Below are 12,217 nucleotides of genomic sequence, written 5' to 3'. Positions count from 1 at the left end.
ATCCACAAACGAGGGGCATTGTCTTCATTGTAACTCTGATTTTCCCGTTTAGCTTGTCTTTGCAGTTCGGCTAAAATCGTCAAAAGTTTCGCTAAACAATTACGAATCTCGCTACGGTTGGGAGGATTGCGATAGGGTTCAATCAGGACAGTATTAAGGACAATTCTGCCTAATAATCCCAGATAATCGGGGTTGGGTTCGGGATTGGGGGAAAAAAATACATCTATCTGTCGGGTTTCGTCGCTGACTTCTTTGCTGATTTCGACGATTCCCAGGGGAGAAAGTAATTGTTCAAGGTAATTTTTGGCAAATTGGTCATGGGGTTTCATGGACTGAGCAGTTAATCGATAATTCTCAATTGTATAGCTATTAAAAAAGTGGGTTATTTAAACCCACTTCTCAAGTGATGATTGGTAGTTTTTAAGATGGGAATTTTCAAATTGTGCCAGAAACTATGCGCAGCCATGGCAATTATTCTCCTTGTCAATAGTTACCAATAGTAAGATTAGACCACCTCTTCGAGAAAATCATAAATTTTATCTAATTGTTCCAAGGTCACTAAACCGTACTGCCAGAGAATCATCGGTAAATGAATTTTATCAGATTGGATCGATCGCTCGGCCATAGCGATCGATTCTTGGGGAAGGGACAATTCCTCTTGTAGAAATTGTCGGAATTGGGAATAGGCAATCGTGGACATAGGGGGACTTTTTCCTCAATAGTATATCTCGTAATTTCAACAAAACACCACCTGATCGGTTTCAAGGACGGTTAGTCTTGCGACCGTTTTTTCTGTATCTAAGCTATCTCGATGATAGAGAGTGCTTTCCTAAAAATCGCTGGCTCTCTTAAGATAGTCCCGTTAGGTCTAGCAGAACTTTGTCTCTGTTTAATCTATAGCAAGAGTAAAGATTATTCAATCTATGACTTGATAGACTATAAAAATCCTAATCGATATGGTTATATCTTAAACAGTATAAATGCGTAATAGCTTCTAAAAGCCATACTTATATTTCCAGACAAGGGACACTTTTTATAAGAAAGTTAACCCCATTTTCAAAAATTAAGGTCTTGAGATAAACTCAATCTTAATTTTATCTCCTTCTTTCACTCCTAATTCTTTCGCTCGACCCCCAGCTAGTTCGATCACTTGATTAACCATGGTGTTTGGCCCATAGACAGGACAAGGATGCACCGCACAAGGGGGGACATTAAGCAAAACTGCTTTTACTATACCATCTTTTAGAAAAATCATGTCTAGAGGAATCGAGACATTTTTCATCCAAAACCCGGCCATCAGAGGTTGTGCAAAGGGAAATAGCATACCGCGATTTTTCTCCAAAGACGAGCGATACATTAAACCCTTGGCCTGTTGTTCGGGGGTTTGAGCCACTTCTAACTCAATTATCTCACCATTAATATCTGCTTTGGCCGTGATCGGTAATATTTGCCCTTGATTCTCAGTCGTAATCTGAGCCATCGAACTATTATTACCATTGAGATTAGTCGATTGACAACTCAGCAGCAACAAACCTAAAAATAGTATTAACTTGATCTTGAGCATAAATGATTTTTTACCAGTCATCATCAATAGTTATCAATACTTAATTTTCCTAGTATAACTGAAGAATTAAGCAGATAAGACACTAACACAAAGTGGCGACAAAAAATATAAAGATAGTATTAAAAACATCTAGCCTGGGGGTGAGCATCTTTCCTTGAGGATTGCTAGAACATATATACTAAAAAAGTTCTCAGAGTTATTGGCCGATTTTCTCCTTCAATTTTGCCCCAGTCCGGCAGCAGTCGATCGCCTTCGTAGGTTAAAATACCACTTATCTATATGATCGATTATTGTAGGCTCAGGAGCAATCACCATGACCGCAGAAAGTATGTTATTTAATGGGCCGATCGTGGCGATCGTTCTCGTCCTCGTCGGATTAGCTTGGGGTTTTCTCCTCCTCAAAATCCAAGGTGGAGAAGCGGAATAGCTTGTTTTTCGGTTCATGGTTACTTTATTAGTAATCATGAACTACTTTTTCCCTTCAAAAGTAATTAAGAGAAAATCAATAACTAAAATTTTATACCCACACCTATGACCACTCCCACGATCGAGTTTTTTGTCGGTTTATCAGAAGAATTAAGCGGTGTTAGTCTCCGCAAAAATAAAAATACCGGGATTCGCAATGTCCTGATGACTTTTAAAACCCTGAAAGCGATCGAACGTTTCCAAAGTTTCACCACTCGTACCTACGGCGATCTCCGTCTCACCGATGAGGAAGGAGTGATTACAGTTATTCCCAACTCGACTAAGTTTATTTTTGGAGGAGATGAAGGAGATGAAATTCAACGGGTAGAATGTGGTTTTGAAATCACCGATGAACACTGGGAGCGTTTTATGCGCTTTATGAATCGTTACGCGGCAGCCAACGGGATGGGGTATCAGGATAAGTGAGAAGTGGGGTGTGGGGTGTAGGGTGTAGGGTGTGGGGAGAATAAATAAAAATAATCTCCTGATTGACTCCTGACTCCTGAATACTGAATTCTGATAGTTAAAAACCAGCTAAAATAAGGATAAATTTAGTCAAGAAACCATGAAAATAGCGATTACTGGGGCGACAGGATTTGTGGGGAGTCGATTGGTGGTCAAACTCCTTGATCGCAGCGATGACATCCTAATTTTGACTCGCAATCCCGATAAAGCCCGAAGAATGTACCCAAAGTCAATCTATCCTAAGATAGAGATTATTCCCTATATCGCCACAGAATCGGGGGATTGGCAAAAAGAGATTTCCGGATGTGATGCGGTGATTAATCTAGCGGGAGAACCGATTTCGGAACGCTGGACCGGTGAAGCAAAACGAGCAATCGTCGCTAGTCGGGAAATCGGCACCGAGAAAATTGTCGAGGCGATCGCACTTGCTGCCCAGAAACCGAAAGTTTTAATTAACTCATCGGCGATCGGTTACTATGGAACCAGCGAAACCGCTAGTTTTGACGAAAACAGCCCTCCCGGTGGCGATTTTCTGGCGGATGTCTGTAAAAAGTGGGAAACAGCCGCCCAAAAAGTTAAAGATTACGGCACTCGTTTAGTCATTCTTCGCACGGGTATTGTTTTAGACAATGGGGGTGCTTTAGGGAAAATGATCCCACCCTTCAAGCTTTTTGCCGGCGGACCGATTGGCAGCGGTCGTCAGTGGTTTTCTTGGATTCATCGGGATGATTTAATTAATTTAATTATCTATTGTCTTGATCGCCCAGAAATTAACGGCACGTTCAATGCTACTGCACCCAATCCCGTCCGGATGAAAGAATTCTGTCAGATATTAGGGGAAGTAATGAATCGTCCTTCTTGGTTGCCAGTGCCGGATTTTGCCCTCGAAATTCTCTTGGGAGAAGGGGCAAAAATCGTCTTAGAAGGTCAAGAAGTGCTGCCAAAAGCCACCCAAGCGATCGGTTTTGACTATCGTTATCCTAATCTAGAAGCGGCCTTAGAGGAAATTGTCCCGAAAATGTAGAAAGCTGATATACTGAGGGCAAAAATTCCAGATATTACTAATCTATGAGCAATTCTTCCGAACCGACAGCAAATTATTGTTTTTGCACTTTAGCCCTAAGAGAAAAGTATCAAAAATTAACTAAAACTCTGGCTGAAGATTTAAAAAAATACGCCCCTGGGGGCAGTCTAGTGGTGGGAACTGATGCGCCTCAGTATTTTGATAATAGTCCCAATGTTATCGCTTTTAAACATACTCAAAAAGGGATTTTACATTGTTATAATGATAAACGCTTTGTTCTAGAAAAAAGTTTAAAGTTATTTCCGACAGCTATTTTTGTCGATGCGGATACAAGACTAATAGAATCATTATCGGACAATCTTGATTTTACTCCAGGTATCGTTGGTTATCATCAAAGTATGGTTGAGCATAATAAAAAATATCGTCCTCGAGATTTACCTAATTTAATTAGGGTTTCTGAAAAACTAGGAATTCCGAGTGAACAAGTAAATTGGATTGGAGAGTCTTTATTTATAGTCACTAGAGATGGAGGGAAAGAGCAAGAGTTTTTGCATTTTTGGGGGAAGATAGCACTCTATTTAGAAATGAAAGGAATGCACAGTGGCGAAGGCAGTATTATGGGACTAGCGGCAGCAAAAGTCGGGTGGACAGTAGATATCAGTGAAGCTTGGTTAATACTCAAAAACAAAAGCAATCATCTTGATGCCAGTTATCAACCTCCCATTAAAAAAGATTTTTGGCAACCTCTCCAAAAAAGACTAGGTTATCATTATCGTCTCAATTTAGCCCGACTGAATGCCCTAAAAAACTATGATTTTTACTATCGCTAATCTATTTTTCACTCCAGACGGGATGGGAAAATAAAGAGGCAGCCACTCTCACCCCACGCAGTTGATTTAACAGGGGTAAATGGCCGACGGGAGCGCTTAAATCCCAGATAAATTCTTGGGGGTATTTTGTCCAATTATTGCCATTTTTCCAGCCAATTTTCGGCCAAAGTTTCGGGAAATCTTGACCGACACCGAGCCATAATTTGCGCTGCACCGACCAACCGAATTTCCCTTCCGAATGAACTAACCAAAGATAATCAATAGTCTGAATATCTACACTGGGGAAAGCTTCTACTTCCGTAAAATAGACCCATTTCCTCTGTATTGCTCCTTCTCCTGCTAATTCACAGAGTTTTTGACGGGTGAGACTATCGGCAGTTTGAAAATCCTGTTTAGCCAATAGTTCCTGTAAAAGTCGATAATCGATACCTTTAGCACTGTCTAGGGGAACAACACCCGTGGGGAAATAATTAGCTAAAAATTCCTTGCTCTGAGCGCTATTATCTTGGTATAGCAACTGATAGGCCTTACCTGTCACCAGATTAACAGGAGTCGGGCGCCTGGCTAATAAAAAATCTCTCAACACAGTTAGGCCACCTTCTCCGGCCTCGGCTAATTGTGTCAGGATTTGTAATTGATTTTTCGGCGACTCGGTGGCTAATTGACCCGCTAGACGGGTAATATCCTCGCTTTGTTCTTCTACTAACACGCCATTCTGGTCAGTCATATCATCACTTTTAAGACCACTCCTTCAATACTATTACCACTATTTCGGGGTGGCTGCTCGATTTTTTCCTGACAAAACAGGGATTTTTAGCACCGACATTCCCCACCTCTTCATATACTTTTACATATCTTTACATTTCCCAAGATGTTTTGACGAAAAACCTTCATTGTAGAAACTACTATTGAGAACATTTTCAATAATTGATTTTTTCTGAGAAAAAAATTTATAATTCTTCACCCTGACAAAAATCCATCATTGTGGCTATAATCCTTATTGGCAAAGGGCTGTAAGCAATATATTAGTAAAAATTATCAATTGAATGTTAAGAAGTGCGGACAGTAGGTACGCTCCTCGAGCAAGATTGCTGTCGGCTCGATGGTTAGTGCTGCCCTTGGGTAATGGAAAAGAGACGGCGCTGACAGTGACAAATCCCAAGGATAGCAATCCCAAAGCGAGCGGACTGCTGCTTTCTGGTACGGCTGTCACCTCAGCAAAGGGAATGATAGTTTCAAACAGATACACGAGAGACGATCCCGATCCTTGCAAAGGAGAAAGATCAAGTCCTGGTTTAGATGAGCGACTAACCGCAGAAATTAAAGGGTTAACTGCAAGAGTCGCTGATCGGGAATTTACCAGTCGGGGGATTCTGATCAGCAAAAATAAATTCAGAACGATTTTGCGCCGTTTCAGCGATCACTAAAATTGTTAAGAATTGTACAACCCTCTTGTTATAAGGCTTTTTATGTCATGAAACCTTAAAATGAGAATTGCTGGATTCTGATAGCTTTGGTTGTTGCTATTTTAGGAGGAGCGGCCAAAATTTTTGGTTTTCTCCCCAATCCTTTATAGCGATCGCATAATATTTGAGGAAATTAACGCCCAATTGAAACGGCTAAAAAATTAAACTACAAAGATCGAGTGTCTTTTCTGTCAATCTTCTTGGGGATATTTTTCCCAAAGATCCGTGATTTGGCGAAGACTTTGAAAGTTACCATTACCGAGGATCAAATGATCTAGGAGAGGAATGGCTAGATAGGTAGCTCCCTGTAATAATTGTTCTGTGAGTAAAATATCGTCTTGACTAGGCACAAGTGACCCGGTGGGGTGATTATGGGCGATAATTAACTTAGTAGCTGATTGTTTCACTACTTCTCGAAAGATTTCTCGTGGATGTACCAGTGTTTCCGTGGCTGTGCCGATAGTAATCACCTTGAGTGCGATTAACTGATTTTTGACATCGAGTAAAATAACGGCGAAACGTTCCTGAGACTGATACATTAGTTCGTGGCCAAGGATAGCGGCAGCGGTATCGGGACTATCGATAACCATTTTTTCCGTCGGTCGTCGTTGAAAAGCTCGTTTTCCCAATTCGATCGCCGCTAGAATAGTAGTAGCCTTAGCCGGTCCAATGCCATGAATAGCGGTTAATTCTTGGGGCTGAATATCCCTCAAAACGTCCAAAGGATCCCGGCGATATTTACTCAATTCATTGAGAATATGCTGTCCTAAACCCACCGCCGAGAGTTTCCCCTTACCTTGACCTGTAGCCAGTAAAATCGCTAATAATTCGGCGTTACTGAGGTTTTTCGCCCCGACACTGATTAAACGTTCCCTCGGTCTTTCACTGACGGGAATATCGGCAATTCTTAAGCTGTAGGTCATGGAAGTGGCAAGCTACCGCGATAAAATTCCATCATACAATTTTAGCCAGTGCCTAGAGGGATTTGGCGGGTAAATCAAGGGGAAAAATTCTCCTTACTGATAGCGAATTCCCGCATCTTCGAGGCGCTGTAAGGCTTCCCCTAATCGCGGGATATCGGCGATTAAACTGACGCGCACATAACCTTCCCCTCCCTCTCCAAAAGCATTGCCCGGAGTGACAACAACACCAGTTTTTTGGAGGACGCTGAGGGCGAAATCCGTGGAAGTCATGCCGACGCTACAGGGAATCCAGAGATACATTGTCGCCTTAGAGGGGGGAATATCCCAACCTAATTGCGCCAAACCTTTGATTAAAAAATCTCGTCGCTGCCGGTATCTTTCCTGTACTTGTTTGACGTATTTATCCGGCAGTTGTAGGGCGGTTTCGGCCGCTTTTTGGATGACGGAAAAGATGCCATAATCGAGATTAGTTTTCAGGGTGCGTAACCCTTGAATAATATCGGAATTGCCCACGACAAAACCGACGCGCCACCCGGCCATATTATAGGTTTTCGAGAGGGTATGAAATTCCACACTAATCTCTTTTGCCCCCGGAATTTCTAATAAACTGGTGGGCTGATAACCATCAAAACTCAATTCAGCATAACAGAGATCATGGACGAGCATAATCTCATAGTGCTGGGCCCAAGCAACGATTTTCTCAAAAAATTCTCGGGGGGCAATGGCGGCGGTGGGGTTACTGGGATAGTTAAAATAGAGGATTTTCGCCTGTTTAGCCACATCTTCGGGGATAGAATCGATATCTATCAGCCAATCCTGTTCTGCTTTTAAAATGATCGGGTATAGCGTCGCCCCAGCAATCAAAGGACCGCGAAAATGGGCGGGATAGGCGGGACTGGGAACTAAGACCACATCGCCGGGGTTAACATAAGCTAGGGCTAGGTGAGATAGGCCCTCTTTGGAACCTAGCAGGGGTAAAGCTTCGTTATCGGGATTGAGTTCCACACCATAAGAGCGATCATACCATTTAGCGATCGCTTCTCGGAAACTGGCGGTTCCTTCAAAGGGGGGATAACCGTGAAATTGGGGGGTTTCAAAAGCTTGAATGGCCGCTTCGATAACTGGACGCGGGGCAGGACCGTCCGGGTTGCCCATGCCTAAATCGATTAAATCTAGTCCTTCTTTGCGGGCTAAGGCTTTTAATTCATCCAAGCGGGCGAAAACGTAGGGGGGTAAGGCACTTAATCGCTTGGCGCGGCTATTCGTCCAATTTACACTCATTACTTCTTGGCTTACTGATCGAGGTAATCTAACATTATGGCACGAGTGTATGGCTAATTTAGCAGTTAGTTATTAGCTTCTTTGTGCCTCAGTATGGCTGGAATTGCCCGACATCGGAGATGGAGAGTCAAACTAAGGTAATCTAATTAATAGAGGCCCAAAATTACTGATTAGCCCCAGCATTACCCCCATTCTTCGCCATTATCGGCCGGTAAGTCCTGACTCCTCACTCCTCAATTCTTTTGTAAAATATGACTGCGATCGCTGTTCAGATAACTTCTATTTTACCCCCCGACACGACAGTTATTACCTGGCAACAAGTGCCAAAAGAGGAACAAGAAAGATTATCAAGGGCAATTAGGGGCAAAAGTCCTGAAATTATAGTTTATCCCGCTAATACAACCGCTTTATCCTCTCTGGTGCGTTTTGCCAACGAAAATCGTCTGTCTTTATTGGCCTACGGTCAAGGTAGTAAATTAGATTGGGGTGGATTAGTCGAGTCGCCGGATATTTTAGTCAGTACCCAAAATCTCAACCGGATTATTGACCATGCTAGGGGAGATTTAACTATAACCGTGGAATCTGGGCTTAAACTAGCGGATTTACAGGCTTTTTTGGCTCCTAGCGGTCAATTTATTCCTCTTGATCCCAGTTACGCCGCTAATGCCACGATTGGCGGTATTATGGCCACGGCCGACGCGGGAACATGGCGGCAAAGATACGGTGGAGTCCGGGATCTGATCCTAGGATTCTCCTTTATCCGTCACGATGGCGAGATTGCTAAAGCTGGAGGGCGTGTGGTCAAGAATGTGGCGGGATACGACATGATGAAGCTATTTACGGGTTCCTACGGCACTTTGGGGATTATCGATCAAATTACCCTGCGACTGTATCCCGAAACCCCTAACTCAGAAACCCTGATAATCACTGGAAATAGCGAAAATATTAGCAAATTGAGTCAAGTTATTCGGCAATCGTCCCTAACTCCCACCGTGGCTGAATGTTTAAACCCAGGGATGACGCAAGCACTAGGATTAGAGGAAAAAGTCGCTTTACTGCTGCGTTTTCAAAGCATTCCCGAAAGTATTAGCGAACAATCGCAACAGGTGAGTTATTTAGGGCAACAGTTAGATTGTCAGACTAATTATTATCGGGATGAGGAAGAAGTTTCTCTAGGGCAAAGATACCGAAAAACAATCGATAATTATGATCAAGAGGGCATTTTTTTCGGCAAAATAGGATTATTACCTAGCAATTTAGATCTAGTGATCGACCAAATTAACGGACTAGCCTCGATTAATATTAGTAGCGGCGTGGGTAAAGTTATCTTAAAATCGGAGGAAAATCTTGACAAAATTCGCTCTTTATGCCATGACAATCAGGGTTATTTAACGGTGTTAACCGCACCTCCATCGCTAAAGGAAAAAATTGAACCTTGGGGCTATACAGGTAACGCGATTACCATGATGAAAACCCTAAAAACTAAATTCGATCCTCACGGTATTTTTAGTCCTGAACGCTTTCTTAACAAAATCTAATTTAAAATCATGCAAACCTCCGAACATTCCGTTAACTTTCAAGAATTAATCGACCAAAAAAATCAAGGATTTGACCCCAAGAATCCCCCTGCCCAAGAATTAATCGATAGTTGTGTTCACTGTGGTTTTTGTCTATCTACCTGTCCCAGTTATCGAGTCATTGGCAAAGAAATGGACTCCCCCCGGGGCAGAATTTATCTGATGAATGCCATCAACAAAGGGGAAGCAGTTTTAGACGAAACCACTAGCCAACATTTTGATACTTGTTTAGGCTGTTTAGCCTGTGTTAGTACCTGTCCATCGGGAGTACAATACGATCAATTAATCGCCGCAGTTCGTCCGCAGGTGGAACGCAATCAACCCCGCAGTTTTAAAGATAAAATTATTCGTTTTCTCATTTTTAATCTCTTTCCCTATCCCGTCCGTCTCAAATTATTTTTACCTTTCCTCTGGTTATATCAAACCCTAGGATTACAAACCCTAGTCAGGAAATCGGGTATCTTAAAAATGCTATTTCCTCGTCTAGCGGCCATGGAATCAATTTTACCCAAAATTACTCTAAATTCTCTGTTTAAAAACTATGCCGATGTTATTCCCTCTCAAACGGAAAAACGCTATCGGGTGGGAGTAGTTTTAGGTTGTGTGCAGCGCCTCTTTTTCTCGTCAGTAAATGAAGCGACAGTGCGGGTTTTAACTGCCAATGGTTGTGAAGTGGTTATCCCAAAAACCCAGGGTTGTTGTGCCGCTTTACCCGCACATCAAGGACAGGAAAAACAAGCACAAAGTTTAGCCAGACAAATGATCGATAGTTTCGCAGAAACTGGGGTTGATTATATTATTATCAATGCGGCGGGTTGTGGTCATACTCTCAAGGAATATCATCATATTTTAGCTGATGATCCTGAATATAAAGATAAGGCTAAGGAGTTTGTGGCTAAAGTACGCGATGCCCAAGAATTTTTAGCCGCAGTGGGGTTAACTGCTGATTTATCGCCGATTACCGAGACAGAATTAACCCTAGTTTATCAAGATGCCTGTCATCTTTTACACGGACAAAAAATCTCGGTGCAGCCACGACAATTATTGCAAAAAATCCCCAATATTAACTTAAAAGAACCTATCGATGCAGCCCTGTGTTGTGGTAGTGCCGGAGTTTATAATATGCTACAACCAGATACTGCCGATGAATTAGGTCAGCAGAAAGTACGCAATTTATTAAATACTGGGGCTGCGGTGATTGCTTCTCCTAATCCGGGTTGTTCCCTACAAATTAAAAAACATCTACAATTACAGGGAAAAGATACACCCGTTATTCATCCTATCGAATTATTAGATTATGCGATTCGCGGGCTGAAAATTTCCTAGTTCATCCCCGTTTTATCTTAATTTTCGCTAATTTTCTCGATAGTTTTTCCTTCCTGTCACCTAGAATTTTGATAGAGGGGTTTCACCTCTCCTCTGTTATTACTCGGTGGAAATAGCATCAGGAAAAATCTAGGGAACAATATTGTTCCCCCTTCTATCTTAAAATCCAGTTCACAGAAAGATGCGGTTAGGAGCAATCAGACTCAACTATTTACTAAGACAATTTACTTTTGTTTTCCCATGGCAAGGTTCGGGAAAACCCTGGACTTAAAACTGGTCATATTTATTTATTTCCTAATTCAAACTCAACCATAAAATTTTTTTAGGAGAAATCAATAATATGGAATTAAAGGACGAAACTAGCAACTTTAGTCAATCAAGAAAGCTTTTCTTATATATATTAAAAATTTTCATCATTTGGAGAGGAACACTTTTACTGATGCACCTAATCGGACTCAGTTTTAGTCAGATGAATGAATCTTCATCTCCTCAAGAACGTTTTTGGCATTGGTTTCCCGATAATCATTATTTGGATTCTTTCTTTCGTTTTGATAGTTCTTGGTATAACGACATTATTCAGGGGGGATATTCATACAATACCGAAAAACAATCGAACGTTGCTTTTTTTCCTCTCTATCCTATTTTAGTCAAAGCAATTGCATCTTTAACTTCCTTAAGTGTGCCTATTTCTGGTCTTTTGCTTTCTAATTTATGTCTAATACTTGCCTTATTTTTTGTTTATAAAATCAGTAATATTTATCTGAATAAAAGAGGCTGTGAAAAAGTTTTAATTCTTATGTTGGTTTTTCCTACTTCCTTTTTTTATAGCTGTTTTTATACAGAAAGTTTATATTTGCTAACCACCGCTGCTTGTTTTTATTTCTTTCTGAATAAGAAATACTTTTGGTCTGGATTTTTTGGATTTTTTGCCAGTTTAACTAGAGTCACAGGAGTAATAATTTTTCTGGCTTTTGCTATCGAATTACTCTGGAAATATTTAAAGAAAAAAGAACCGCCCAAGAGAGAAAGTATTTTCCTCCTATTAATACCCTGTGGGTTAATCGCTTATATGGTATTTTTAGCTTGGAAATTCAATGAACCTTTGGCATTTATTAAAGTTCAGGATTTATGGGGTAGAGATGAGAGAGTATTTCCTTTAATTAGGGTTTGCTGAATAATGGTAAAAACCTTACAGGAAAGGGCTTTTAGCTTGATTGAGAGCTTCCCAAATGCACTTAAATCTGCTAGAATCTCTTAAAACCCTTGCATCACCCTTGCATCACCCTTGCATCTTCT

13 protein-coding genes and 2 pseudogenes are annotated in these 12,217 nt (G+C 41.4%); 9 read left to right on the top strand and 6 right to left on the bottom strand.

The window, feature by feature from the left end:
* The 3 genes and pseudogenes from O9323_RS14125 to O9323_RS14115 all read right to left on the bottom strand — a co-directional run.
* A pseudogene (locus O9323_RS14125) lies at positions 1-329 on the bottom strand (flagellar assembly protein H); the annotation flags it as partial.
* A 176-nt stretch (positions 330-505) separates the two neighbouring features.
* Positions 506-700 (bottom strand): DUF2949 domain-containing protein, encoded by a 195-nt coding sequence (locus tag O9323_RS14120; RefSeq protein ID WP_002732568.1) that lies wholly within the window; start codon positions 698-700, stop codon positions 506-508.
* A gap of 363 nt (positions 701-1,063) precedes the next feature.
* A complete protein-coding gene (locus O9323_RS14115; RefSeq protein ID WP_080601747.1) occupies positions 1,064-1,585 on the bottom strand; it encodes a DUF192 domain-containing protein in 522 nt (173 codons plus the stop codon).
* 292 nt (positions 1,586-1,877) lie between these two features.
* Between O9323_RS14115 and petM the strand changes: the two genes are divergently transcribed.
* The 4 genes from petM (at position 1,878) to O9323_RS14095 (ending at position 4,348) form a co-directional block, all read left to right on the top strand.
* The gene (gene petM / locus O9323_RS14110; protein ID WP_002731506.1) at positions 1,878-1,991 is read left to right on the top strand and encodes a cytochrome b6-f complex subunit PetM; all 114 of its coding nucleotides are present in this window, start codon (positions 1,878-1,880) and stop codon (positions 1,989-1,991) included.
* 104 nt (positions 1,992-2,095) lie between these two features.
* On the top strand, positions 2,096-2,455 hold the full coding sequence (gene psb28, locus O9323_RS14105) for a photosystem II reaction center protein Psb28 (protein ID WP_002753287.1): 360 nt from the start codon (positions 2,096-2,098) through the stop codon (positions 2,453-2,455).
* A 139-nt stretch (positions 2,456-2,594) separates the two neighbouring features.
* Positions 2,595-3,518 carry a thylakoid membrane protein ThyD gene (thyD, locus tag O9323_RS14100; protein ID WP_149106616.1) on the top strand — a complete coding sequence of 308 codons (924 nt, stop codon included), beginning with the start codon at positions 2,595-2,597 and terminating at the stop codon, positions 3,516-3,518.
* A gap of 44 nt (positions 3,519-3,562) precedes the next feature.
* Positions 3,563-4,348, top strand: coding sequence for a hypothetical protein (locus tag O9323_RS14095; RefSeq protein WP_002753291.1), 786 nt, complete (start codon positions 3,563-3,565; stop codon positions 4,346-4,348).
* A gap of 1 nt (position 4,349) precedes the next feature.
* Here the strand turns inward: O9323_RS14095 and O9323_RS14090 are convergent, their stop codons facing one another.
* The gene (locus O9323_RS14090) at positions 4,350-5,075 is read right to left on the bottom strand and encodes a GUN4 domain-containing protein (protein WP_002753293.1); all 726 of its coding nucleotides are present in this window, start codon (positions 5,073-5,075) and stop codon (positions 4,350-4,352) included.
* Positions 5,076-5,436: 361 nt separating this feature from the next.
* Here O9323_RS14090 and O9323_RS14085 point away from each other — a divergent pair, with 361 nt between their 5' ends.
* Entirely contained in the window at positions 5,437-5,775 is a 339-nt protein-coding gene (locus O9323_RS14085; RefSeq protein WP_353851594.1) for a hypothetical protein, read from the top strand.
* 65 nt (positions 5,776-5,840) lie between these two features.
* Positions 5,841-5,924 (top strand): annotated as a pseudogene (locus tag O9323_RS14080) (DUF4164 domain-containing protein); the annotation flags it as partial.
* 81 nt (positions 5,925-6,005) lie between these two features.
* Here the strand turns inward: O9323_RS14080 and radC are convergent.
* On the bottom strand, positions 6,006-6,737 hold the full coding sequence (gene radC, locus O9323_RS14075; protein WP_002732646.1) for a RadC family protein: 732 nt from the start codon (positions 6,735-6,737) through the stop codon (positions 6,006-6,008).
* A gap of 93 nt (positions 6,738-6,830) precedes the next feature.
* Positions 6,831-8,018 (bottom strand): aspartate aminotransferase, encoded by a 1,188-nt coding sequence (locus O9323_RS14070; protein WP_149106618.1) that lies wholly within the window; start codon positions 8,016-8,018, stop codon positions 6,831-6,833.
* A 251-nt stretch (positions 8,019-8,269) separates the two neighbouring features.
* Here O9323_RS14070 and O9323_RS14065 point away from each other — a divergent pair, with 251 nt between their 5' ends.
* The 3 genes from O9323_RS14065 to O9323_RS14055 all read left to right on the top strand — a co-directional run bounded on the left by O9323_RS14065 (position 8,270) and on the right by O9323_RS14055 (position 12,095).
* A complete protein-coding gene (locus O9323_RS14065) occupies positions 8,270-9,556 on the top strand; it encodes an FAD-binding oxidoreductase (protein WP_024969555.1) in 1,287 nt (428 codons plus the stop codon).
* A gap of 9 nt (positions 9,557-9,565) precedes the next feature.
* A complete protein-coding gene (locus tag O9323_RS14060; protein WP_288125299.1) occupies positions 9,566-10,921 on the top strand; it encodes a (Fe-S)-binding protein in 1,356 nt (451 codons plus the stop codon).
* Between the two features lie 340 nt (positions 10,922-11,261).
* Positions 11,262-12,095 carry a putative hexosyltransferase gene (locus O9323_RS14055; protein ID WP_288125298.1) on the top strand — a complete coding sequence of 278 codons (834 nt, stop codon included), beginning with the start codon at positions 11,262-11,264 and terminating at the stop codon, positions 12,093-12,095.
* The last annotated feature ends 122 nt before the right edge of the window (positions 12,096-12,217 follow it).

Source organism: Microcystis sp. LE19-131.1A, from assembly GCF_027532015.1.
Classification (GTDB): Bacteria; Cyanobacteriota; Cyanobacteriia; order Cyanobacteriales; family Microcystaceae; genus Microcystis; species Microcystis ichthyoblabe_A.
This window is presented reverse-complemented; position numbering and strand designations above follow the sequence as displayed.